The organism is Chryseobacterium sp. AG844 (assembly GCF_003182335.1).
Classification (GTDB): Bacteria; Bacteroidota; Bacteroidia; order Flavobacteriales; family Weeksellaceae; genus Chryseobacterium; species Chryseobacterium cupriresistens.
Map to the genome: position 1 here is coordinate 161,919 of NZ_QGTV01000009.1, position 25,493 is coordinate 187,411.

A 25,493-nucleotide genomic window follows, 5' to 3' on the forward strand; every position below is an offset into this window, starting at 1 on the left:
ACCATAAGTGGCAATCCAACTGTAGAATTCTGTTTAGTTCTGAACATTGCTTCGTCGTTTTTTATTGGTTAAACTTGATTTTCAGGTGCAAATATAGACATTTTTCTGAGAATCAAAATATTTTTTAATAAAAAAGACTGGTTAAAAAATAACCAGTCTTTTATTTATTGTGAAATTAATCTTTTGAACCCAGACTATCCATTTCGTCATCCATTCCTTTCACCTGATTGGAATGATAGACTCTTTCTGATCCGAGAAAGTAAAGATTATGTCTTGCTTTGGCAATGATACCATTATATTCATCCTCGGTCATACCCTCCGGAATGCTGTCTCTTTTTTCTGAAGGCTTTCGGTAGACTTCAAGAGCTCCATATTCATTTAATACTTCTTTGGCAGATTTTGCCTGTTCGAGATTATCGGTATAAACAATAACATTGCTTCTGCCTATGCTGTGTTTGCGATAAGCGTCCAACATTTCTGCATCGTGAGCAAAAACATAGTCGAAAAAATCTTGTGTCTGTTTATCTTCCTGATACTGATCAGCAGACATACCACTTTCTACTCTGGACTTTGAAATAATGATGTTTGCTTCGTCAAAGCCTTTTTCTTTTAATCCTTTTTTAATTTCCTCTGTATCTACAGTCACCGGAAATACTGAAACTACTGTATAAGCCATAATGAAATTTTTTCATTAAACTATACAAAAGCCATGCAAGTTATTCTCTACAAAGAATTAATTTAGAAATTTTTCCAGAATTTCGACGGCACATTTCGGCAGGTTGGTTCCGGGCCCGAAAATAAAATCGGCACCATTAGCATACAGGAATTCATAGTCCTGCTGAGGAATTACTCCTCCTACAACGATAGTGATATCATCTGCTCCCAGCTTGGATAATTCTTCCACCACCTGCGGAACCAGTATTTTATGTCCTGCTGCCAGTGAAGAAACACCCAAGATGTGAATATCATTTTCTACAGCCTGTTTAGCGACTTCTTCAGGGGTCTGGAATAAGGGAGCCACATCCACATCAAATCCCATATCGGCAAATGCTGTTGCCACTACTTTTGCACCTCTGTCGTGGCCATCCTGTCCCATTTTGGCTACCATTAGCCTTGGGCGTCGTCCTTCTTCTTCTTCAAATTTCTGAGTCAGGGCAAGGGCTTTTTCAAAATATTCATTTTTACCAGCATTCATTGCGTATACACCAGAGATTGTTTTAATATTTGCTTTATATCTTCCAAAAGATTCTTCCATGGCATCACTCATTTCGCCAAGGGTAACTCTTCTTCTTGCGGCTTCAATACATAGTGCTAGAAGGTTTCCTTTTCCTGTTTTTGCGCTTTCACGGATGTCATTAAGGATTTGTTCCACTGCTTCTGTATTTCGTTCTGCTTTGATGGTATTCAGTCTTTCGATCTGCTTTCTGCGAACTTCTGTATTATCAATATCTAAGATTTCTATCTGCTCCTGTTTCAATGAGGATTTGAATGAATTCACTCCGATAATGAATTCTTCTCCGCTATCAATCTTAGCCTGTTTTTTAGCGGCAGCTTCTTCAATTCTCATTTTTGGAATTCCGGCTTCAATAGCTTTGGTCATTCCTCCTTCCTGTTCTACCTCATCAATGTACCTCATCGCTTCTTCAATCATCTGCTGAGTAAGGCTTTCCACCAGGTTACTACCTCCCATCGGATCTACCACATCACATATTCCACTTTCCTGCTGAAGAATGATCTGTGTATTTCTTGCAATTTTTGCTGAATAGTCGGTGGGAAGTGCAATGGCTTCATCCAGTGCATTGGTGTGAAGGGACTGTGTTCCTCCTAAAGCTGAAGACAACGCTTCGATAGCTGTTCTTGTAATATTATTGAAGGGTTCCTGCTCTGTCAGAGACCAGCCGGAAGTCTGAGAGTGGGTTCTTAATGCCAGAGATTTCGGGTTCTGAGGATTAAACTGTTTTAAAAGGGTTGCCCAGATATATCTTGCAGCACGCATTTTAGCAATTTCCATGAAATGATTCATTCCGATTGCCCAGAAGAAAGATAGTCTCGGGGCAAAATCGTCTACATTCATTCCTGCTTTGATACCTGTTCTTACGTATTCAAGACCGTCTGCCAATGTGTACGCCATTTCAAGTACGGGTGTAGCACCAGCTTCCTGCATATGGTATCCGGAGATGGAGATGGAGTTGAATTTCGGAATGTTTTGCGAGGTATATTCAAAAATATCTGCGATGATCTTCATGGAAGGTGCCGGCGGATAGATATAGGTATTTCTCACCATGAATTCTTTCAAAATATCATTCTGAATGGTTCCTGAAAGCAGCTCCTGTTTTACGCCCTGCTCTTCTGCCGCTACGATGTAGAAAGACAAAATTGGAAGTACCGCTCCGTTCATGGTCATGGATACTGAAATCTGATCCAGTGGAATCTCATTGAAAAGAATCTTCATATCTTCCACAGAGTCGATGGCAACACCTGCTTTTCCTACGTCTCCCACCACCCTTGAATGGTCAGAATCATATCCTCTGTGCGTGGCCAGGTCAAATGCTACGGAAAGCCCTTTCTGACCGGCTGCAAGGTTTCTTCTGTAAAAAGCATTGGATTCTTCGGCTGTGGAAAATCCGGCATACTGACGGATCGTCCATGGCTTTTGAACGTACATCGTGGAATACGGCCCTCTCAGATAGGGAGCAATTCCTGGAGAAGTCTGCGTTAATGATTCATCTTTTACATCTTTTTTTTCATAGGATGATTTGAGTTCAAGGCCGTCTTTTTCAAAATTGTAAATCTCTCTTTCCTGAGGTAATACACTAAAATCCGGGTTTTTCACAGAAATTGTCTTTCGCATTCCAATTATTTTTGTCCCCGTAAAGTTAATTTTTTTGAACGAAACATGAAACTTCTGTTAACATTCTGTTTTTCTTGATTTTAATAAAAGAAAATGGCCGGACAAATGCCCGGCCATTCTTAGTAATATATGCTCTGCTTATTTTTTAATAAGCTTCGTATTGTAAGTATTTTTGTCATCTTTTATCGTGATCACATACATCCCTTTGATTAATGAAGCAACATTAATTCTTTGTCCGTAAATCTGACCTTCCTGAGCTAATCTTCCGTCAGCAGTATAGATTTTATAATCTGCTTTTCCTTTCAGATTTTTCACTTCTACAAAAGTATCTGCAGGGTTCGGATAGATTGAAATCTCAGTTGATTTTACATCTTTTGTTTCATTTACAGCAAGGGTTTCTGCAATTTTTACAGTAAAGTCTCTGAAGCCTCCAGTAGAAATAACTCCTCCTCCCTGTACCGGAACTGATGAAACACCACATGGTCCTGTGGCTGCATTAAAGAATGTACTTGCAACTCTCATTCTCAATGTTTTATCGCCTGCATATGCAGTTGCGGGTACAGTAAATGTAATTGTTCCATCATGGAAGCTAAGCTGGTTTGCTGCATTGTATACAGGGACAGCTGAATGAGATCCTACTTTTTCAGTAGATTCAAAAATTCCATTTCTATTATAATCGATCCAGATTTCAAGGAAGTCACTGTATGTACCCAAATCATGCCCTAAATTTCTAAATGAAGCTGTATACTGGGTTCCTTTTGTTAAATTAATTATTTTCGTTGGATCATCACTGAAATCAAGATAAGTTTTTGCTGCAGTGGCTAAATTACCGGAGAAATAAGCAAGATTAGATAAGTTAAGCTGAATAAGACCGCTGTAATATGGCGCATTCAGGTTATTTCCCCCTGTACTCATCAGACAATAATCTGCTCCTGTAGTTAAACCTTTTGTTTTAAATGCATAGTTTGCTGAGAATGTTCCCGGAACACTATTCACAACAGCTGCAACCTGAGCTTCATAATTAGTTTCATCTTCTAAACTACTTAATAAAACAGAGTTTACAGAGCTTGTTGTATTCTGCCAGTTTGTTTCTCCTACTTTTCTATAGTTAATAGAATAAGTAGCTCCCGGCACGTTATTCCAAGATAATCTTGCTGTAGTTTTTAAGATTTCAGATGCTAAAGCAGACACTCCTGTAGGAGCTACTGTAGTAGATGTAGGGGCTGTACCTACAGTTACCTGTGGAGATACTGCGTAGAATACGTTTCCTATAGCTGAAATTTTTAATTTGATTGCTCCTGTAAGATTTGCAGGCATCTGTACTGTATAGGATCCTGTATTTGGAGTGGAGGCCACTAATTCTGTCCATGCAGATCCATTAACAAGGTCTGTAGTATACTCAATCTTTACATTACTTGCGTTATATGGTGCGGCATTGGTATTGGCAACATCCCAGGTAATTGTATTTGATGCATTATTGTATAGGGTTGTCGAAGAAGTAATTCCATTAAATTTAAATGGTCCGTCATTTCCTACAGTAAGGGTTGTTTCTGAAGATACAAGCATTGGTCTCAAAGCATTTTCATCCCTAGCAGTTACCGCATAGTGAAGTATTCTAGGTATGTAAGAAACGGTTTCCCAGGTTGCTTTATTAGTAAGTTTTCCAGCCATTACAAGTGGTAAACTCGGGAAATATCTTCTTCCGCTTGCTGTTCCGAAGAAAGATCTTGCAATAGAGCCTTGTGCATTGTATCCCCAACCACTGTCTCCGGAAATAGAAGCAAGATTATTGACACTGTCATATTGCTCCCAGGTATATTTTATTGCATCACCTTCAGCATCGGTAGCAGATGCATCCAGGTAATAAGGAGTGCCCTTTGGAATAGTGTATGCTGTAAGGGCTGCAATAGTAGGTGCAGTATTATTTGTAATATTTTCAGATGTCCCACAAGTGGTCTTGGCGTCTAAGCTATTAAGAATCTGATTAATTGAAGAATAATGGAAATAAGCATCCGAATTAGCCTGTACATTGTCCTGAGTAATTCCGGCATATCCCATAATTGTTGTTCCTCCACCCGGCTCAACATTTACACCAGAGCCTTCCGTAGCATGTGAAAAGGTATGGTTTCCTCCAAGCTGGTGTCCCATTTCATGCGCAACATAATCAATATCAAAAAGATCTCCTGTTGGATTGGTATTCTGTGTAAACGCAGATCCTTTTGCTAATGAAGTAGCTGTAGCAGGATCAACACATGTAGATCCGATAGATCCGGCATTTCCGTTACCACCGGCAGCATTGAATACATGCCCCATATCATAATTCGCATTCCCTACTTGAGCTGTTAAGGTTTGCTGAAGCTGTAAGTTTAAGTTTCCAGTATAAGGGTCTGTTGCAGGGTCTGTATATATAATGTTAGGAAGATCCTGAATAATCAGTTTAATTGCAAAATCTTTTTGAAAAACGCCATTTACACGGGTTATAGTAGCATTCATCTGAGTAACGGTATTGGTTACTCCTCCAGTCGGATCAAATTTCTTTGTATATTCTCCCGTAGTAGAGAGAGCCAATCTGTAAGTTCTGAATTTCGTACTTGCCGGTCTGTTTGTAATTCCTACATTAGAAAGGTTTTTTTTTCCGAAGGCTTCTAATGATTTAATATCTTTGAAATTTTTCTCTTCGGTAGTACATTCAAAACCATGATCTGCCTCTGTTCTTTTTGTTTTATAGAAAACACCATACACCTGCTTATCAACAGTAATAGGCTCTATAAACTGAAATTTCCCGTCTTTGATAATCATCGACTGCATTTCGGTAGGTGCAGTACTGAATCTTACATATTTGCCAGGATCATCAACCCCTACTCCTACATAAGATCCCAGCTGATATCTGTCTGCCATGGATTTTTCCATCACAGGATCACTATAAACAGCAAATTTTTCAATTTTTCCTTCTGCTGTAGGCAGAGATACGATTACAGCCTGAGCTCCTTTACCTGTTTCTACAGCATCTTTTAAAATATTTCTAAGAGACTGTAAATCAAATCTGTAAGCATACTGAACTTCTACTTCTTTTCTGATCTCTGATGTTCTTTGTGAGGCAGGTTCCCACCTCTGCGCATTAAGGCTGGATAGCCCAGCAGCCAATGCACAAACCAGTAAAATTCTTTTTTTCATAATTACCTAATTAGTTTAGAATTAATAAACTTTAAATATCCGCCTTAAAAATAAGAATTATAAACATAACAGCATAAAAAAAACAGCCAATTTTAAATAAAATTGGCTGTTTTTTTAAATATTTTACTTTTTTAGAGTTATTTCTTTATTCCCATCTCAAACAATGCAAATGATATAAGATCTGCATTTTCACTGATCACCTGATCTGTAGATCTTCCGGCGCCGTGTCCTGCATTCTTTTCAATTCTTAAGAGAATAGGGTTTTTACATGCCTGTTTTTCCTGAAGCTCTGCACCAAATTTGAAAGAGTGTGCCGGAACAACCCTGTCATCGTGATCACTGGTGATAATCATTGTGGAAGGATAACAAGTTCCTGCTTTTACATTGTGTACAGGTGAGTAAGATTTAAGGTATTCAAACATTTCTTTGCTGTCTTCTGCAGTACCGTAATCATAAGACCATCCTGCTCCGGCTGTAAATTTATTATACCTCAGCATATCCAGAACTCCAACTCCAGGGAAGGCTACTCTGGCTAGATCAGGCCTCATTGTCATTGTCGCTCCTACCAGTAATCCTCCGTTTGACCTTCCTGACAGCGCCATGTATTCTTTTGAAGTATACCCTTTACTTTGAAGATATTCTCCGGCAGCGATAAAGTCTTCAAAAACATTTTTCTTCTGCTGCTTAGTCCCGGCATCGTGCCACTTTTTACCATACTCACCTCCTCCACGGATATTTGGAACAGCGTAAATACCGCCATTTTCCATCCAGATGGCATTGACTACAGAGAATGATGGCTGCAGGCTGATGTTGAAACCTCCGTAAGAATACAGAATAGTAGGGTTTTTACCGTTAAGTTTAGTTCCTTTCTTGTAATTGATCATCATAGGAACTTTTGTACCGTCTTTTGAAGTATAGAATACCTGTTCCGAAACATAGTCATCCGGATTAAACTTCACTTTAGGTTTTTGATAGATTTCAGATTTGCCTGAGTCTACATTGAATTTATAAGTAGTTCCCGGTGTAATATAATTGCTGAAAGAGAAGTAAACATCTTTCTCTTTTTCTTTTCCTCCGAACCCTGAGATATTTCCTTTACCCGGAAGAGTAATTTCTCTCACCAATTTTCCGGTTTTATCAAACTGTTTTACCTGGTCTATCGCATCAATCATGTAGGTTGCAAAGAAATATCCTCCCCCTGAAGAAATTCCCAAAACATTTTCTGTTTGTGGAATGACATCTTTCCATGTTGCCGGAGCCGGGTTACTGATGGTTGTTTTTACAAGACGCATATTCGGTGCATCTTTATCTGTAAAAATGAAAAGATCATCACCCTGTGTGTCGACAATGCTGGCATTGATATCAAATCCGTTCATAATCTGCACAAAATCTCCGCCTTTTTGAAGGTCTTTTATGTACAGTTCATTACCATTGGTAGCATTCGCTGCAGAAATGATAAGGTATCTCTGGTCTTCAGAAACTCCTGCACTTAAATATCTTCTTGGCGTTTTCTCTCCTCCGAAAATCAGTTTATCTTCAGACTGCTTTGTTCCCAGCTTGTGAAAGTATACTTTATGTTTATCCGTCATCCCTGAAAGAACAGTTCCTTCTTTCGGTTTGTCGTAGCTTGAATAATAGAAGCCTTCGTCTCCCTGCCATGAAATTCCACTGAATTTCACATCCAGTAAAGTTTCATCAATTTGTTTTTTGGTTACTGCATCAATGATGATGATCTTGTTCCAATCGCTTCCTCCTTCAGAAATAGAGTAGGCAGCAAGGTTTCCTTTTTTATTGAACGACAGGTTGGAAAGAGAAGTTGTTCCCTTTTCTGAAAATTTATTAGGATCTAAAAAGACTTCTGTAGCATTAGTCTTGTTGTTTGTTCTATACAAAACAGACTGAGCCTGCAGACCGTCATTTTTATAATAATAGGTATAATCTCCTTCTTTGAAAGGTGCAGAAATTTTTTCATAGTTCCAGATTTCCTTCAACTGATTTTTAATTTTATCCCTGAACGGAATTTTAGAAAGGTAATTCTGGCTGTAAGCAACTTCTTCATCCACCCATTTTTTTGTAGGTTCAGAATCATTTTCCAGATCTCTGAAGGGATCAGAAACGGCAGTTCCAAAATAGGTATCTGTCTGGTTTCCTTTTAACGCTTTAGGGTAATTCATTTTCTGAGAATAAAAAGATGCTGAAAACAAAACTCCAGCTGTTAACAATATAGGCTTAAAATTCATACTGATCGGTTTGTCTCAAAAATACGTAAAGTATGTGAAATAAAAAAAGCCCCATTGTATTGGGACTTTCTATATTTTATAATCGGTTATTCATTGGCTCCGAAGCTTTCAAAATAAAAATCGGTAAGGTTGGAAACAATCTCATCCGGGCTTCCGTTCCAGTAATATATTTTGTCTCCTACTTTCATTTCGTAAAGATTAAAACTTTGATCAGCTGTTACCGTTTTATCAGCATTTTTGAAATCCTGAGCTGCCTGAACCAGATATTTTTTCAGTTCTTCTGCTTTTATTTTACTCAGATCGCCTTTTGGTCCGGAAGTTAATTTCGAGGGAACCAGAAAGCTTACGGAATAACTTATTTCTGCAATTTTTTCGTCTTTAACATATTCATTCGGGACCACTTTTACATTTTTAACAGTCAGTTTTCCTTTTTTAAAATTCCCAAACATTGCGATAAAATACTCTTCCGCCTCTTTTTTGCATGCTGAAGCCGTGGCCTTAGGGAAAGCAGCCAGAAAGCTCTCTACGCTGCCATTTATCATTTCTTTTGAAGTTTCCTTAAAATCAACCTGATACGCATTCTGACCTTCTACAGTAGGTCTTAGATAATCGTTAAGTTTGTTCAAAGCTGTTTCATCATTATTCACAAAAGTTCCGAAAAAGAGTTCAAAGGCTTCTTTGGGTTTCTTCACTTCTGTCTGAGCCATCAGCTGCTGTCCCATCACGGAAAGCAACAGCAGGAAAATAATTTTGTAGTTTTTCATAGTTTAAATTGTATTTAGTATGTAAAAAAGCCTCTGAAAAATCAGAGGCTGTATTTTAATTATTTCGATTTTTTAGTAATTTTCTTCTTCCCCTTTCATCTTTTCTGCATTTTCTGCCATGATTACGGCATCAATCATTTCAGAAATATCGCCATTCATGTAAGCATCAAGGTTGTACATAGACTTGTTGATTCTATGGTCTGTAACTCTACCTTGCGGATAATTGTACGTTTTAATTTTTGCAGAACGGTCACCGGTAGAAACCATGGATTTACGCTGTGCTGCGATATCTCCCTGTACTTTCTGTAATTCGATATCGTATAATTTTGTTCTCAGCATTTCCATCGCCAGCTCACGGTTAGCCAGCTGAGAACGAGCCTGCTGACATACGACAACAAGTCCTGAAGGCTTGTGGGTAAGCTGAACTTTCGTTTCAACCTTGTTTACATTCTGACCTCCGGCACCTCCTGAACGGGAAGTCTGCATTTCAATATCTGCAGGATTCAGTTCAAAATCTACTTCTTCAGCTTCCGGAAGAACTGCCACTGTAATGGCAGAAGTGTGTACTCTTCCCTGAGATTCTGTCTCAGGTACACGCTGTACACGGTGAACTCCGGATTCAAACTTCATGATTCCGTAAACACCTTCTCCTTCCACTTTCATGATCAATTCCTTGTATCCTTTCGCTGCTTCGTTAGAATCTGTCACTTCATGTCTCCATCCTTTTGTTTTGAAATACATGGTATACATTCTGTAGATATCTTCCACGAAAATAGCGGCTTCATCACCTCCGGTTCCGGCACGTAGTTCCACGATAACGTTTTTGTCATCTGCAGGATCTTTAGGAATCAGCAATACTTTCAGCTCTTCTTCCAATCCGGGAAGTTTAGCCTGAGCTTCCAGTTTTTCTTCTTTAGCCAGATCTACCAGATCTCTGTCTGAACCATCTGCAATGATTTCTTCAGATTCTGCGATACTGTCCAAAGCGCCTTTGTACTGATCATAAACTCTTACAATTTTTCCCAAATCACTATATTCTTTGTTCAAAGAAGAATATCTTTTTTGGTCTGAAATGACATCAGGCTGTATAATAAGGTCTGCAACCTCATTATATCTTTGTTTTATAGCTTCTAATTTTGGAATTAATGATTTAGACATTGTAGAAATTTTGTGGGTGCAAAGATAAGGATTATTAATTCAAAATTAAAATTCCTCATCATCATAAATTTTTGAGCATTAGGGATAAAGAGTCAAAAAGGTAAAAAAGCTGAATTGTAAAAATGTTTATGATATTGAAATCAGGCTCTAAGATCTTTTAGAAAGTCTTCTGTCTATTATATATAAAACAATTCCTACTGCAATAATTCCTAATCCTATGAGGCTTTCTTTAGGGTTATGAATGAATGTAAAATAGAGAATATAGATACTGAACAGCAGAAAAACAGCCGGAAAAATATGGAAAGCATTCGACTTAAAGATCTTCCTGTCTTTTTTCTTCAGGAAGAAAACCGTCGAGATTGCAAGACTTGCAAAAAGCTGCAGTATAAAAGCTGTATAGACAAAAATTTCTTTAAAGCTACCCGTTAAAATAATAATAGCAGCAATCACAGCATGGGCAAAAATAGCTCTTACCGGAATTCCTTTTGCATTTCCAGCTGATAATGGTTTCCAGATGTGGGTATGTTTTGCAAAAGCCTGTGTCAGTCTTGAGCCAACCCACAAGTATCCGCTTATGGTTGCAATCAGCTGCAGAGCTATAAAAATATTAACAATTTTTCCAAAAGCCGGACCCAACATATTGACTGCTGCTTCGCCCATCACATCTTCTTTTCCTGCCAGCTGATTTGCAGGAGCATGTTTCAGCATAATATAATTCACCAGAATATAACTTACCGTCACAAAAACAGTTCCTATAATCAATGATTTCGGAAGGTTTTTCTGCACATCCTTTATTTCTCCGGCAATATAGGAAGCTGAATTCCAGCCTGTGTAGGAATAGGTAACAAATACCAGAGAGGTAGCAAAGGCAGGAAGCATGATCTCATTCTGCCAGCTGTCACTGAAATTAAGGCTGTTGCCGATCTGGGGTGAATTTGAAATTCCTACTCCAAGAATAACCAGTACAATAATAAAAGCGATCTTAATGAATGTAAAAAAATTGTGAAACCTGCTGGATGTTTTCAGGCTGAATGATAATGCAATTGCTACCAGGAATATCGCGGCTATGGCAAATCCGTTTCCAAAAGAATACTCAAATACAGAAAGATATTTCGACATAGCCAATGCTGCCAGCGCTACGGGAGAGGAAAATCCTATGATGAGCGAAATCCAGCTTATGAGATATCCGAAAATCGGATGATAGGTTTCTTTAAGATAAATAAAATCGCCTCCGTTTCCTTTAAAATGGGAGCCCAATTCTGCGTAGCAAAATGCCCCGAACAAAGCGAGAACCCCTCCGATGCTCCATAGCAGGAAAATACTGTAGGTATTGGTAATATCGGATAACTGAAATCCCAGGGTGGTAAAAATCCCTGTTCCGATCATATTGGAAACGACAATGGCTGCGGCTGTTTTCCAGCCAATCTGATGTGAGGCAGTACTCATTTAATGATTAAAAATTAAAATTAAGCCTTCCGAAGAAATAATTCCCCAGCGTTCCCATCTGTACAGGCGCATATTTGAATACTCCATAATATGAATTTTTATAAATCTGGCGGTACGGAAAGACATCAAATATATTGTTGGCTCCTACGGTAAAATTGATACTTTTGGTGATATCATACCCTACGCTGATGTCTGTCACTACTTTTGGTGAGAATTCCTGCACGTCTCCAAACGGATAACCATCTCTTATTACCTTACCAAAATAGGTATTTCTTACGAGAAAACTGAATTTTCCGATTCCATAATTTAATCCTAATGAAGCTTTTGTTTTTGGAGACAGTGTTTCAATGATATTGATCTGATCGGGACCAAAAAACTGATCCTGAGGCGTTCCTAAATTTTCAGGAAAATGAAAATCTGTGATTTTTGTTTCCGTATAGTTTCCGGCAAGATTCATATTTAATTTTCCATTCCCAAGAATCCAGTCATAGGAAACCACTACATCTACTCCTTTCGTTTCTGTATCAATAGCATTGGCGAAGAATCTTCCGCTTTCTACCTTAAACTGATCTAATCTTGGGTCTGTAATATTGCTGGTAATCACAATTCTGTCCTTTACTTTGATCCAGTATCCATCTATGGAAATAGTCAACTTATTAAATGGCTTCAGAGTAAATCCAGCACTTGCATTGACAGAAGTTTCCTGTTTGAGTTTATCAAATCCAAGAATTCTGGCAGCTTCACTATCGTTGCTGAATATTCCTTTGGTAACAATCTTTGAACCGGAAGTAGAAATATCCGCATAGGAATTATTAAAATACTGCTGTTGCAATGATGGTGCTCTGAATCCTGTCCCAACAGCGGCTCTTACTGCATAGTTTTTTACAAACTCATACCGTACAGCGAGTTTTCCATTCAAGGTATTTCCGAAATCTGAATAATTTTCAAACCTGGCAGCGGCATCAATATTCAGTTTTTTATCCAAATCATAGGAAACATCTGCATATACTGCGGTGGAATGTCTGTCTTTCTTCAAGGCATTGTTGGGAGAAAATCCGATAAAGGACTGAGATCCGCCTGCACCAAGCACTGTTGATCCTTCAGTGGCCACATTTCCATTGATGTCATATTGGGTATAAGAAGCTTCATCACCAGCTTTGATCTGGTATTGTTCAAACCTGAACTCACCACCGAAAGCAATATTGAAACGGTTTATATTTTTGGAAACATCAAGATTAATGGTATTCTGCAGAAAACTATGGGCGCCTGCATAAAAACTTGTGGGTGATTTTGCTCCCAGAGAAGCATTATTGGTATTGCTTACCTTATAATTGAAGGTATTGCTCCCGAACGTATTACTTAGGTCAAATAGCCAGTTGTTAACATTATATTTTGCACCTACAGCATAGGAAACATCATATACCTGAGACCCAAGAACCGCCTGAAAACCATTCGGATAAATGGATGAAACCACATTAGACTTTTCGCTTGGCAGTCTTCTGAAACCAAAACCTTCTCCTTCTTTAATACTGAAACCTCCGAAAGAATAGAGTTTAAAATGATCATTAAAAGGGTATTCTGAATTGAAAAACAACTGTCCCTGTCTGATCTGGGCATCTCCGATCTGAAAATTAAAATCATCACGGGTCAACCCTCTTTTTTCAATTTCGGCATCATCCGCAGCTCTGGCTGCTTTTACCGCTTCAGCGTCACCTGCAAATTCATACGCAAAATTATCTCCGAAAATATCCAGATCGTGATTTTGAGTTCTTGTGGTTTTTCCTCTGTGGCTTAATTGCAGGGAAAGATTGATATAACCGTCTTTTTTTCCTAATGAAGCACCATAGTTAACTCCTGCCTGGTAAGTATCTCCATCATTTCTTCCACTTAATCCGTAAGTAAGACTTGCTGAAGCTCCGGCATTTTTCTTAAGAATAATGTTGATCACTCCGGCAATAGCATCAGATCCATATTGTGCAGCAGCTCCGTCTCGTAACACTTCTATTCTGTCAATAGCAATTACAGGAATGGTACTCAAATCTGTTCCTACAGAACCATTTCCTACGGTATTCTGATAATTGACCAATGAAGTTGTATGTCTTCTTTTTCCGTTAAGCAATACGAGAACCTGATCAGGGCCCATTCCTCTTAACGTTACGGGATCAATATGCTCTGTGCCATCAGAAGCAGACTGTCTCACTGCATTAAACGATGGAATCACATAACTAAGGAGGTCCTGAGCAGTCATTTGGGGAGAACTTCTCTGGATTTTGTCAATATTAATTACATCTACAGGAACCGGTGTCTCCAGCTTTGTTCTTTTGACATTACGGTTTCCGACGATGATAATATCTTCGATCTGTTTTCCTTTTTCCTCACTTTCCTGAGCAGCTACCAGAATTGCTCCAAGCAATAGTACAGCTGTGCTTAATTTTTTCATTTTTGTTCTTGCCAATTAATACTACCAATCTGACGGATCTTTCCGCAGATACACAAGACTTCAAGAAATGGAATTCATATAGAGTATTGACTTCAATTATCTCTCCCAAAGGGTTGGAATTAGCACCTTTACACGCTGGAATTGTGCAGGTTGCTAAGGTTTCACCGGGCCAAATCCCTCCACCTTTCTTGATAAATCTACTGCAAAAGTAGACTATTTTTCTGAACTTACAAAAAAAGGCAAATCTGCTGATCCGCAAATTTGCCTTTTATTTTGTATGGAACTTGTTTAAACTTTTTATTTTTGAACCATTAAGATTTAATAAGAATTTAAGAGTATTAAAAGGAGCTTAAAAATCAGAATGATTAACCTTAACTATACTTTATTTCTTAATCCTTCTTAATGGTTTTTTAAGATATTCAATATTTTTTATTAGTCTAGGCAACTTCACCTTTTGTTTTATTTAATAATCATCTTTTGAATGGCTGTTCCTGTCTCTGATTTCAACTGTACCAGATACGTGCCTGCCGGATAATCAACCTTCACATTATAAGTTCCGCTCTCTTTATCGAGTTTGAAAGTATCCAGTTTTTTACCGGTCATATCAAAAATTGAAATTTCCCCATTTTTTGCTTTATTGAAAACCAGTTTAGCGATTCCATTTCGGACAGGATTATCTGCAATCTGAAGAGATAATTTGTTGGCGGCATTGACATCTGCTGTTGACAAAGCACCCGCGTAATTACCAAAGATTCTAAATTCTCCCGATTGTAAAGTGATTGGAGCTGTTGTGGAAGCTACATTTGAAATACTGTTGTCCATCAGATTCTGCCATTGACCTGTGTAAGGGAAATAAGGCACTACATTCTGTGCGGAAGTCGTGTAATTGGCCAATACGACAACATTCTTTATTCCTGTTGTAATAGAGGTATCATACACATAAATCCTTGTGATCAGGCCATTGGGATCGTTCGTAAGATTGTTGGACTCTATAGTATAGGTTGTAGATTTAAAAACCGGATAAGTATTTCTGATATTGATGATTTTAGCCCATGTATCGTAGATTGCTTTTCTATTCACATCAGTATCATACCCCAGCGTAAATGCAACAGGTTTCTCATCGGTTCTGCATCCGCTGTCTATCGTACCGTTTGCACATCTGTTGATGCTGAATTCATAACCTAATTCTCCAAACTGCCAGATCATTTTCGGACCAGGGATAGTAAAGAACGTGGCCCCGAAAGTTTTCATTCTTTCAAGAGCGGTATTCAGGTTTTTTACATCATAGCTTCCGTTCGCTGCACCGTATGCAAGGTTTTTAAACATCAGTCTTTCTTCATCGTGGCTTTCTCCGTAGCCTGCGGCACTCATATTGGTAAATCCGTGAAGACTGTGGTTCATTCGGTCGTAATTGCTGTTTTCCTTATATCCCATCGTATTCTGATTGTAAGGATCTGTCTGTTTATTCCAAAGCATAACGCCTTTTCCTTCTGCTATTCTGTAATTCGCCCATTGCTGTTCTTCTGCATCAGTTCCAAGGTGTTCGAAGATCATGTAAGAATTCGGATCGATCGCCCATTGTCTGTCGGCATAATGTTTCATGATATCAACTCTGTCCTGCTGGTAGGCATTGGTACAGGCTTCATCATTTTCGGAACAGCTTTGCGTAAATCCTTTGGTTAAATCCCAGCGGAAACCATCTATGTGATATTCAGTCAGCCATTGCTCAAGACATCTTTCAACGTAATATTGCGTTGAAGGACTTGTGTGGTTAAAATCGTTAAATACATTGTATGAATGTTTCGGAACCTGATTAAAGTAAGGGTTGTTGGCTGCAACATTTCCATAGCCATCACCATCCGGATCAATATTCCAAAGTCGTACCAGAGGTGAACGTCCTGTCGCGTGATTAAATGCGACATCCAGAATGACTGCAATTCCGTTCTGGTGGCATACATCTACAAATTCTTTGAATTTTTCGGGAGTACCGTAGGCTTTGTCCAATGCATAATGGAAAGAAGTATTATATCCCCAGGAAAGATTTCCGTCAAATTCCATGATAGGAAGCAGTTCTATAGCATTGATTTTCAGATTCTTTAAATAGGAAATTTTATTGATCAGTGACTGCCAGTTCTTTTCCTGTGTGAAATCTCTCAATAATAATTCATACACTATAAGATCCTGTTTCGCAGGTCTTTGAAAATTGGTAACCTGCCAGTTATAAGCGGTCTGGCCTGTTTTAAATGTTGACACTTCAAAACCCTGCCCGGCAGGAAATACAGGTAAGTTTGGATAGGTAGAAGCGGAAATCCACGGATCATCATAAGAGGAAAGAATTTGTGGCGAATAGGGATCTGCTACTTTTCTCAAATCGTTTGTTCTGTATTGAAAAGTATAGAGTTGCTGAGGTGTTATTCCATTGAGTTCAATCCAGTATAGATCCGGATTTGTGGTATCTTTTTTCATTAAATAAGTGTCATTCAACGTCCAGTTATTGAAACTTCCTATGACATGAACAAAACTTTTCCCCGGAGCATATAAAGCCAATCCCACCTTGGTAGGATCTGTCGGATGGTAATTGATTCCCTGTCTGATCCAGCTGGGTATTGCCTGGGAAACAACATTTCTCGGAACCTGTACAATGAATGCTGCCGTTTTGGAATTGGTTCCCTGTGTCGCCACAAGTTCCATATTTGCATCCTGGGTAACCGTATAACTGTAAGAATAAGACTCTGAAGGCGTTGTTGTTGAATTGACAACAGTTCCGTTGGCTTTTAGCTGAAATGTAGCATTGGTACTTGCCGTCGCCGTAATGGTAATGGAATTTCCCGCAGGAACTGAAGTAAGGCTGTTCGCCAATGGATTTGTAAGCGTTAAGTTTAAAGTCCCTACGTTTACAAAAATATCGGGTGAAGTCTGGTGCGATCCCGTCTTATCTTTTAATAAAAACCCAAATCTTCCGATTCCTGTTCTTCCATAAAAAGAAGTTGGTGTAAAAGTGAGTGAATAACTGTCTGTTGCTGCATTATAATTCAGCTTATTCAGATCATTGGAATTGTTCCAGCTGCCATTGGTAGGGCAATCCTGGCTATTCTGATAATTGGTGTCAAACGACCATGTCCAGATATAAATGGCGTTGTTGGAAACGCCCCACGCAGACTCATCAATCTGATCCCCGGGAACAGTAAGTGTGATCGCATCTGTTTCGTTGAACGGATCAGGAGAAATTGTATAATTGATCTGTCCGAATACAGCCATGGTAATCAACAGAAAAACAACAGAATAAAACTTTTTCATTTATTATTTTTTATCGAATATAGTATAAATTTTTCTTCATGACCACTATTCCTCTTCAGTATTCATCAAATATTTCTATTTTTTCGGAGAAATAATAATAAAAAAAAGACTCATGAAAATTTCATGAGCCTTCCAATAAAAGTAATTGTAATGAACTAATTCTTTTGGCGAAATCTTTGGTATTGAGATCCGCTTACTCCTTTATAATCTTTTTAGAAACGGATTGTCCGTTCTTCAACTTTAACTCTACGATGTATAATCCTGAAAGAAGTTCAGTCAAATTGATCTGATGATCCGAGAACTGTACATTCATTCTTTGCCCTACAGCATTGGTAACGTTTACTTTTTCAATTCCTGAATCAGCTTTAACCATAAGAATTCCTTTGGTTGGGTTAGGATACATTTCAATAACAGATTGATTCAGTTTGATTTCTGAAGTACCTAAAGAAGATGCAGGCTTGATACATCTTACTGATGATCCCTGCCCTCTCATAGCTCCGGCAGATGGATTGGCAATCGTTGATCCGATATACAGATATTTCCCTCCCAGACTTGATGTATCAGAACTCCAGAAATAGCCGCGTTGTCCTACAAAAGTAAAGTTCCCGTCACTGGAGCTTCTGTAACCTCCTGCCGGTAATTTAAGATGACTGTTATAAGCCGTTGTTGGGTTAGAAATACTTTCAGCTCCAATTAAAATAGTCCACTCTGCCTGAGAAGGCATTTTCCAATCTGCTCCTATTGCTTTACAAGGATCTATACCTGCAGAAGCATTCACATCCGCAGCAGATACTCCTGCCCACGTATCTGAACCTGCAAAACCTGCCCACCATCCTGGAGATCCTGCAACATAACTTCCCGCAGTGGTATTTGTTCCTTCCGGAGTGTTGGGAGATGGTGCCGGTACGATCTGAGAATTTCTAAGCTGGTGGCCATCATCCCATCTTCCCCATTGGAAAAGATCCCCATAAGAATTCGCATCCGCTACTGATGAAGCCACCTGTGTACTTCCCAGGTTCTGCTGAAGCCATATTTTTCCGTCTGCTCCTCTTACCGTAGTATAAGCCACCTGTTGTCCGCGATACATAAAACTTACACAACCAATATCACCAACATTGGTTCCAGGATCTGTATTGCTGCATGTTTGTGGATTAAGGTTCAGAGAAATTCTTTTCACCTTTGTTGTATTGTCGGAATAAGCCAAAACAAGATAATTTTGTGCCTTATCTATTGCTAAATCATTGTATTTTGCCTCTCCAGCTGAAACAAAATCTCCTCCAAAAGGAACCCAGTTTTGCGAATCGTCTAATTGATAAACGGTATTTCTCAGGAAATTATCATTTTCAAAACGGCTGGCTACCACATATGGCTTTCCTGATTCTGTTACGGCTAAGGCAACATGCTGTACTCTTCCCTCAGAAAAATTGGCATTTCCAACCTGCACCCAGGAGTTTCCGTCAAACTTTCTGACATTCAACTTCCTTCCTCCTCCGGAGTTGGAAACATAAGCAACATAGATTGTGTTTGCTCCATCTAAAGCAATATCAGCATTATACTGCTCTCCTGATGAAGAAGCATCTGCAGCTGTTCCGCCTACCAGAGTCCAGTTTTGTGCTGAACTGGCATCTGTACTGTTCTGATATACTTTTATCCCTCCGGAAACATTACAGGTATAGATCATATTATTGGTTCCGATAACCATTTCAGCGAAGTCAGCACCGCCCGAAAAACCTGCATTTCCTATCTGCTCCCATGCTCCTCCGGAATATCTTTTAACCGTTCCTGAACCATACGATCCATACGTGAATATGATATTATCAGAGGAAACGGCAGAAGCCTGATAATTAACGGAACTGTCTGTAACATTCGGAAGCTGAGACCATAAAGATCCTGTAAATAAGCGTACTTCCATTCCGTAGCCTGGATAACCAAGCTGATTGGTATAATAAATACTGTTTCCGTTCGGACTTATAGACAATGAGTTGTAGGTGGCAGTTCCTGTAGTAACTCCGGGCGTTCCTCCTAGGTAAGACCACGAGTTTCCGTTAAATTTCTGAACAGAACCTTTAGCTACAGAAACATCATAATAGGACAGATAATAATTTCCCGAGTTATCAATAACAAGATTATTAAAACTGCTTCCTCCTGCAGATACATCCTGAATGCCTCCTACATTTTCCCATTGCTGGGCATACATATAGCTTCCAGCAACGGTTAGCAATGCTAATCCTGTTCTGATTTTCCGTATTGCAAAATGTAAATCTTTAAACATATGAAATATTATTTTTAATTATTCTAAATTTAATTTAATTTTGCGCAAAAGTACCTCACATTATCTACCCCGAGTTATCATTTTCGAACTTTTGGTTATCCCGCGGAGGACTTTTATCTTAAGAAGTTGTACCATGGCTGTAAAAATGTGTTGTATGAGGCGTCAATTAAAAAGTGGACATTTGTTCATATCCGAGGACATCAAAATCATCATGCAGGAAGACCTGTGTCCTGATCAATCCTTCAAGTCTCATATGCTGGAGGGGAAATCAAGTTTTAATTTGATTTTCATGTTGAGTGATGGCATTAATTTAGAAGGTCATGATTGCGGAACCCAGTTTTTATTCAAAAAAAATCAATACATCCTCCATTATTCTCCTAAAGAAAGTGTTGCTGAACTGTGGACAGAAAACCACGAAATTCTGAGGTATTTCCAGATTCAGATCAATTATCAATATATTTTTAACCTCATCAATCCCGAGCTTAATCGTGAAAATGCTGAAATTCTGGAAAATATGATTCATAATAATTTCATTTTCCTTCATAAAGAAACGCCGCCGGACATGACGGTTGAGATGCATATAATTGTAAAAGAGATTCTTGATTATAATAAGAAAGGAATCATGCAGAAGTTATTTATAGAAGCAAAGATTATCAAACTTCTTATCCTGATCTTTGAGCAATTTAATGAGAAAAACATTTTCGAAGACACTCCAAAAACGTCTGAAATGATCAGGAAATTCATTGATGAAAATTACCATAGAAATATAAAAGCAGAGGAAATTGGAAAATATTTTGGACTGAACCAGAATACTGTCAGAAAGGAATTCAAAACGCAGTATCATACAACGATTGCTCATTATATATCAGAGCTCAGGATGCTGAAAGCAAAGAAAATGATTACCAATAAAGAAATTATGATCAAAGAAATTGCTATTGAGTGCGGTTATGAGTATCTCCAGAACTTTACGAGGGCATTTAAAAAGAAATTTGGGGTATCTCCGGAGAGTCTGAGAAATAATAAATAGAAAAACCGCTTAATTGCTTAAGCGGTCTATATATGTTGTTTTGCTTTGATATTACTTTTTCAGAATTCAGGTGAAAAAGCAATGACAATCAATTAATGATGATGTCCGTGATCGTGAAGGAAAGGTCCGTTTCCTTTCGGCTCGTTATAGATAACTTCTACACCTTCCTGCTCAGTAATAAGCTTTCTTCTGATATCTTCAGGGTCGAAAGGCTTTACTTTTCCGAAATACTCTTTCAAACCTTCAGTTAGCCACATTGGGATTACTAATCCGAAGAACATAAAAATACACCAGAATCCTACTAGGAACATAGTAATGAAGAATATAGTCCAAAGGAACTGGTAGAACGGCCAAAATGCTGATAATATCGTTATCATTCTCTTAAAGATTTTAGGCAAAAATAGAACTTTTTTCCTTTTTACACAAAAGATCAGCGTTCTATTTTGTTATTTATTTTAATTTTAAACTAATTAGTGAGCAAGATTTGCAAAGAAATCATTGCCCTTATCATCGGAAATGATGAATGCAGGGAAGTCTTTTACTTCAATTTTTCTTACGGCTTCCATTCCTAATTCCGGGAAGTCGACTACATCTACAGACACAATATTGTCTTTCGCAAGAATAGCAGCCGGCCCTCCGATAGATCCAAGATAGAAACCTCCGTATTTATGACATGCATTGGTAACATCCTTACTTCTGTTTCCTTTTGCCAGCATGATCATACTTCCGCCATGGCTTTGGAACTCGTCTACATAAACGTCCATTCTTCCGGCAGTAGTAGGCCCGAAACTTCCTGAAGCCATTCCCTCCGGAGTTTTTGCAGGTCCTGCATAATAGATCGGGTGATTTTTGAAATAGTCCGGCATTGGCTTCCCGCTGTCGATAATTTCTTTGATTTTTGCGTGAGCAATATCTCTTGCAACGATTAATGTTCCGTTCAGTTTTAATCTTGTTTTGATCGGATATTTGGAAAGTTCAGCAAGAATTTCCGGCATTGGTTTGTTCAGATTAATCTCAACAGCTTCTTCCAGATGTGGAGGCGTATCAGGTAAGAATCTTTTCGGATCCTGTTCCAGCTGCTCCAGGAAGATTCCTTCTTTGGTAATTTTTCCTTTGATATTTCTGTCTGCAGAACAGGAAACGCCCATTCCAACAGGACAAGATGCCGCGTGTCTCGGAAGTCTGATCACTCTTACATCGTGAGTAAGGTATTTTCCTCCAAACTGAGCTCCGATAGCACTTTTCTGGCAGATTTTCTGAACTTTAGCTTCCCATTCAAGATCTCTGAATGCCTGTCCGGCCTCATTTCCTTCTGTCGGAAGATGATCATAATATTTTGCTGATGCTTTTTTAACGGCTGCAAGATTGGCTTCAGCTGAAGTTCCTCCGATTACCAATGCTAAGTGGTAAGGCGGACATGCAGCGGTACCAAGGTCTGAAATTTTTTCTTTGATGAATTCTTCAAGAGATTTTTCGTTCAGTAAAGATTTCGTTTTTTGATATAAGAATGTTTTATTGGCGGAACCTCCTCCTTTCGTTAAGAATAAAAATTCATAATAATCTCCTTTTTTAGCATAGATATCAATCTGTGCAGGAAGGTTGGATCCGGAATTCTTCTCATCAAACATCGTTAAAGGAACGACCTGAGAATATCTTAAGTTTCTTTTCTGATAGGTATTGTAAATTCCTTTGCTCAGGTATTCGCCATCATCTACTCCTGTATATACATTTTCTCCCTTCTTTCCCATTACAATCGCAGTACCTGTATCCTGACATGAAGGGAGAGCTCCTTCTGCAGCTACTGCAGCATTCTGTAAAAGGTTGTAAGCAACGAATCTGTCATTATCTGTAGCTTCAGGATCATCAATAATTCTTCTAAGGCTTTCCAGGTGTGAAGAACGAAGCATGAAAGAAACATCTGCCATGGCTTCTTCTGCCAATAACTCCAGTCCCTTCGGATCTATTGTTAAAATTTCTCTGTCACCCAGCTTTTCAACCTTTACATAATCTGATGTAAGTTTTTTGTACACCGTATCATCTTTCTGAATAGGATACGGATCCTGATATCTAAAATCCATTCAATTTTTGTTTCTACAAAAATACGCCTCCTTAAAAAAAATATGAGTAAAATCAGTCATTTAAATTGATATTTATAATGATTATAAATTGGAGGTTTCTGAGTTTATAAGTACCTTTATAGAAGCTAAATAAACAAAGCCAAAATATTATTTATTTCATTAAACATGATACTACCAACAATTTTTTTGGCGTAAAAATAAAAGATCATACAAATTTCAACACTATGAATTACAGAATAGAAAAAGACACCATGGGAGAAGTGCAGGTACCTGCAGATAAACTTTGGGGTGCACAGACGGAACGTTCCAGAAATAATTTCAAAATAGGACCTGAGGGTTCAATGCCGCATGAAATCATTGAAGCTTTTGCTTATCTGAAGAAGGCTGCCGCTTATGCCAATACTGATCTGGGAGTACTTCCTGTGGAAAAAAGAGATATGATCGCGAAAGTATGTGATGAAATTCTGGAGGGAAAATTGAATGACCAGTTTCCTCTGGTGATCTGGCAGACGGGTTCCGGAACCCAGTCGAACATGAATGTGAATGAAGTGATTTCCAACAGAGCCCATGTTAATAACGGCGGCACATTGGGAGAAAAATCTGAAATTCACCCGAATGATGATGTGAATAAATCCCAGTCTTCGAATGATACTTATCCCACTGCCATGCACATTGCTGCGTATACCAAAGTGGTGGAAGTAACCATTCCGGCTGTTGAGAAACTAAAAAATACGTTGTCTGAGAAATCAAAAGCCTTTAAAGATGTTGTCAAGATCGGAAGAACCCATTTAATGGATGCTACTCCGCTTACTCTTGGACAGGAATTTTCAGGTTATGCAGCCCAGCTGGAATTCGGATTGAGAGCTTTAAAAAATACCCTACCTCATCTTTCTGAACTTGCCTTAGGAGGAACAGCCGTAGGAACAGGATTGAATACGCCTAAAGGCTATGATGTAAAAGTGGCAGAATATATTGCTCAATTTACAAAACACCCTTTTGTTACTGCTGAAAATAAATTTGAAGCCCTCGCTGCACATGATGCGATTGTAGAATCTCACGGGGCTTTAAAGCAGCTGGCTGTTTCTTTATACAAAATTGCTCAGGATGTTAGGTTACTGGCATCAGGACCACGCTCGGGAATTGGCGAAATCCATATTCCTGAAAATGAGCCGGGATCTTCTATTATGCCGGGGAAAGTAAATCCTACTCAGAATGAGGCAATGACGATGGTTTGTGCTCAGGTTTTAGGAAATGATACCACCATTTCATTTGCCGGAACTCAGGGGAATTATGAACTGAATGTTTTCAAACCGGTAATGGCATACAACTTCTTACAATCTGCCCAATTGATTGCCGATGCATGTATTTCTTTCAATGATCACTGTGCAATAGGTATTGAGCCGAATCATGAGAGAATTAAGGAGCTTGTAGACAAATCTTTAATGCTGGTGACCGCTTTAAACACCCATATCGGGTATGAAAATGCTGCCAAGATTGCCAAGACAGCCCATAAAAACGGAACCACACTAAAAGAAGAAGCCATCAATCTTGGTTTGTTAACTGCTGAACAGTTTGACGAATGGGTAAAACCTGAAGATATGGTTGGAAGCTTAAAATAATGATTTTATAACTGATACTATGTAAAAACTCCGGGAGCCTTTCCCGGAGTTTTTCATTTGCTATCAAAGTACTATTTAATCTAATCCAATGGTTAAGCCGAATATCAGTGCTTTATCATTTTTGAAATAACCGTCTTTAAAGAAGTTGCTGAAATCTTTTTTAACAAAGAGACTGAAACTGTTATAAGAAACAGTAAGCTGTGCTCCATAGACGAAAGGATTCACCTGATAATTTCCCCTGTCTCTCATTTCGCCATCGTTTCCTTTTACAATATTGTTGGTAGACATTTTTACGCCACCATATACATTGGCTCCAATTTTAAATCCTGTGTAATAACTTCTGTACTGAACATCCATTCCACCATTCTTAAGTTTGGAAAAATTATACTGCATCCCAAGAGGAACAATAATATATCCTGTTCTCAGTTTACTTTTATCAAGGCTGCTGCCATATTGAGACAGAGCTACTCCCTGATCTGCACTTTTGGTAAAGAACATATTATTATCTGTCCTCACCGTTCTCCACGAAAATCCCAGTCCTGAAGTAACAGCCCACGGGCTTGTTCTGCTAAGCTGGTAATTCAGTTTCAGGCCGAATTCCAGGTTATTGGCATATCCGATATTCTTATCCAGCTCATTATCCGGAGAACTGTTTGTCAAAGTCATGATTCCGTAAGAAAAATATCCGGTAAAGCTTCTGGTGGGACGAAATTTTTTCAGCAATTTTTCTTTAAGCTCTTCTTTGGAAGTCACATCAGTATTCAGGAGAGAATATCTTACCTGCTTCTGAATCACATCATCTAGGTCGAATCCCAGTTCTTCAATTCTTTTATCCATTTTTTCAGAATAGCGGTCTGCGATCTTAGCTTTTTCTCTGTCAAAATCTGCCTTATCCAGGTTTTTTGCCTGCAGAACCAACAGTTCTTCTTCCATCAGCTTTTTCTCTTCCTGAATAATGGTATTGATTTTTGCTGCATATTCTTCTACTTTCTCTTTTACAATCGGGCTTACCTCTGTATCTTTTTTAGAAGAAAGGTTAATATTGAAGGTCTTCTGTGCATAGAATGATGCGGAAAAAGAGCACAACAATCCCATTACGATTAATTTCTTGATCATATTATTAATTT

Annotated in this window: 15 protein-coding genes and 1 riboswitch; of the genes, 2 read left to right on the top strand and 13 right to left on the bottom strand. The window is 38.6% G+C overall.

The features are described from left to right. Positions 1-175 precede the first annotated feature (175 nt). The 10 genes from DEU40_RS11380 to DEU40_RS11425 all read right to left on the bottom strand — a co-directional run bounded on the left by DEU40_RS11380 (position 176) and on the right by DEU40_RS11425 (position 19,642). Positions 176-676, bottom strand: coding sequence for a hypothetical protein (locus tag DEU40_RS11380; RefSeq protein WP_110009940.1), 501 nt, complete (start codon positions 674-676; stop codon positions 176-178). A 57-nt stretch (positions 677-733) separates the two neighbouring features. Further along, complete coding sequence (gene scpA / locus DEU40_RS11385; RefSeq protein ID WP_110009941.1) at positions 734-2,851, bottom strand: methylmalonyl-CoA mutase; 2,118 nt, start codon at positions 2,849-2,851, stop codon at positions 734-736. Positions 2,852-2,989: 138 nt separating this feature from the next. Then, complete coding sequence (locus DEU40_RS11390; RefSeq protein ID WP_110009942.1) at positions 2,990-6,025, bottom strand: reprolysin-like metallopeptidase; 3,036 nt, start codon at positions 6,023-6,025, stop codon at positions 2,990-2,992. A 137-nt stretch (positions 6,026-6,162) separates the two neighbouring features. Continuing rightward, positions 6,163-8,265, bottom strand: a complete 2,103-nt coding sequence (locus DEU40_RS11395; RefSeq protein WP_110009943.1) for a prolyl oligopeptidase family serine peptidase — start codon at positions 8,263-8,265, stop codon at positions 6,163-6,165. A gap of 86 nt (positions 8,266-8,351) precedes the next feature. Then, positions 8,352-9,029: a hypothetical protein gene (locus tag DEU40_RS11400; protein ID WP_110009944.1), complete on the bottom strand. Its 678-nt coding sequence runs from the start codon at positions 9,027-9,029 to the stop codon at positions 8,352-8,354. A 72-nt stretch (positions 9,030-9,101) separates the two neighbouring features. Beyond that, a complete protein-coding gene (gene prfA / locus DEU40_RS11405; protein ID WP_062676053.1) occupies positions 9,102-10,187 on the bottom strand; it encodes a peptide chain release factor 1 in 1,086 nt (361 codons plus the stop codon). A gap of 147 nt (positions 10,188-10,334) precedes the next feature. Beyond that, on the bottom strand, positions 10,335-11,633 hold the full coding sequence (locus DEU40_RS11410) for an APC family permease (RefSeq protein ID WP_110009945.1): 1,299 nt from the start codon (positions 11,631-11,633) through the stop codon (positions 10,335-10,337). Between the two features lie 7 nt (positions 11,634-11,640). Beyond that, positions 11,641-14,073: a TonB-dependent receptor plug domain-containing protein gene (locus DEU40_RS11415; protein ID WP_110009969.1), complete on the bottom strand. Its 2,433-nt coding sequence runs from the start codon at positions 14,071-14,073 to the stop codon at positions 11,641-11,643. Between the two features lie 93 nt (positions 14,074-14,166). Further along, a riboswitch (SAM riboswitch) is annotated at positions 14,167-14,271 on the bottom strand. Positions 14,272-14,532: 261 nt separating this feature from the next. After that, complete coding sequence (locus tag DEU40_RS11420) at positions 14,533-17,370, bottom strand: alpha-amylase family glycosyl hydrolase (RefSeq protein ID WP_110009946.1); 2,838 nt, start codon at positions 17,368-17,370, stop codon at positions 14,533-14,535. Positions 17,371-17,563: 193 nt separating this feature from the next. Then, complete coding sequence (locus DEU40_RS11425) at positions 17,564-19,642, bottom strand: T9SS type A sorting domain-containing protein (protein WP_110009947.1); 2,079 nt, start codon at positions 19,640-19,642, stop codon at positions 17,564-17,566. A 154-nt stretch (positions 19,643-19,796) separates the two neighbouring features. Here DEU40_RS11425 and DEU40_RS11430 point away from each other — a divergent pair, with 154 nt between their 5' ends. Next, a complete protein-coding gene (locus DEU40_RS11430) occupies positions 19,797-20,669 on the top strand; it encodes a helix-turn-helix transcriptional regulator (protein ID WP_181397961.1) in 873 nt (290 codons plus the stop codon). A 92-nt stretch (positions 20,670-20,761) separates the two neighbouring features. Here DEU40_RS11430 and DEU40_RS11435 read toward each other — a convergent pair whose 3' ends face one another. Next, positions 20,762-21,046, bottom strand: a complete 285-nt coding sequence (locus DEU40_RS11435) for a hypothetical protein (RefSeq protein WP_171006268.1) — start codon at positions 21,044-21,046, stop codon at positions 20,762-20,764. A gap of 93 nt (positions 21,047-21,139) precedes the next feature. Continuing rightward, complete coding sequence (locus DEU40_RS11440; RefSeq protein ID WP_110009949.1) at positions 21,140-22,747, bottom strand: fumarate hydratase; 1,608 nt, start codon at positions 22,745-22,747, stop codon at positions 21,140-21,142. A 224-nt stretch (positions 22,748-22,971) separates the two neighbouring features. Here DEU40_RS11440 and fumC point away from each other — a divergent pair, with 224 nt between their 5' ends. Continuing rightward, a complete protein-coding gene (gene fumC / locus DEU40_RS11445) occupies positions 22,972-24,366 on the top strand; it encodes a class II fumarate hydratase (protein ID WP_110009950.1) in 1,395 nt (464 codons plus the stop codon). Between the two features lie 75 nt (positions 24,367-24,441). On the opposite strand, the gene DEU40_RS11450 is transcribed toward fumC, so the two are convergent. Then, complete coding sequence (locus DEU40_RS11450; RefSeq protein WP_110009951.1) at positions 24,442-25,482, bottom strand: outer membrane beta-barrel protein; 1,041 nt, start codon at positions 25,480-25,482, stop codon at positions 24,442-24,444. Positions 25,483-25,493 lie beyond the last annotated feature (11 nt).

What these genes read in the sequence shown, in the direction of transcription:
- DEU40_RS11400 (WP_110009944.1), bottom strand. Translation starts at nt 9,029, where the DNA reads ATGAAAAACTACAAAATTATTTTCCTGCTGTTGCTTTCCGTGATGGGA.
- fumC (WP_110009950.1), top strand. Translation starts at nt 22,972, where the DNA reads ATGAATTACAGAATAGAAAAAGACACCATGGGAGAAGTGCAGGTACCT.
- DEU40_RS11425 (WP_110009947.1), bottom strand. Translation starts at nt 19,642, where the DNA reads ATGTTTAAAGATTTACATTTTGCAATACGGAAAATCAGAACAGGATTA.
- scpA (WP_110009941.1), bottom strand. Translation starts at nt 2,851, where the DNA reads ATGCGAAAGACAATTTCTGTGAAAAACCCGGATTTTAGTGTATTACCT.
- DEU40_RS11380 (WP_110009940.1), bottom strand. Translation starts at nt 676, where the DNA reads ATGGCTTATACAGTAGTTTCAGTATTTCCGGTGACTGTAGATACAGAG.
- DEU40_RS11415 (WP_110009969.1), bottom strand. Translation starts at nt 14,073, where the DNA reads ATGAAAAAATTAAGCACAGCTGTACTATTGCTTGGAGCAATTCTGGTA.
- DEU40_RS11440 (WP_110009949.1), bottom strand. Translation starts at nt 22,747, where the DNA reads ATGGATTTTAGATATCAGGATCCGTATCCTATTCAGAAAGATGATACG.
- DEU40_RS11420 (WP_110009946.1), bottom strand. Translation starts at nt 17,370, where the DNA reads ATGAAAAAGTTTTATTCTGTTGTTTTTCTGTTGATTACCATGGCTGTA.
- DEU40_RS11430 (WP_181397961.1), top strand. Translation starts at nt 19,797, where the DNA reads ATGAGGCGTCAATTAAAAAGTGGACATTTGTTCATATCCGAGGACATC.
- DEU40_RS11410 (WP_110009945.1), bottom strand. Translation starts at nt 11,633, where the DNA reads ATGAGTACTGCCTCACATCAGATTGGCTGGAAAACAGCCGCAGCCATT.
- DEU40_RS11390 (WP_110009942.1), bottom strand. Translation starts at nt 6,025, where the DNA reads ATGAAAAAAAGAATTTTACTGGTTTGTGCATTGGCTGCTGGGCTATCC.
- DEU40_RS11450 (WP_110009951.1), bottom strand. Translation starts at nt 25,482, where the DNA reads ATGATCAAGAAATTAATCGTAATGGGATTGTTGTGCTCTTTTTCCGCA.
- DEU40_RS11435 (WP_171006268.1), bottom strand. Translation starts at nt 21,046, where the DNA reads ATGATAACGATATTATCAGCATTTTGGCCGTTCTACCAGTTCCTTTGG.
- prfA (WP_062676053.1), bottom strand. Translation starts at nt 10,187, where the DNA reads ATGTCTAAATCATTAATTCCAAAATTAGAAGCTATAAAACAAAGATAT.
- DEU40_RS11395 (WP_110009943.1), bottom strand. Translation starts at nt 8,265, where the DNA reads ATGAATTTTAAGCCTATATTGTTAACAGCTGGAGTTTTGTTTTCAGCA.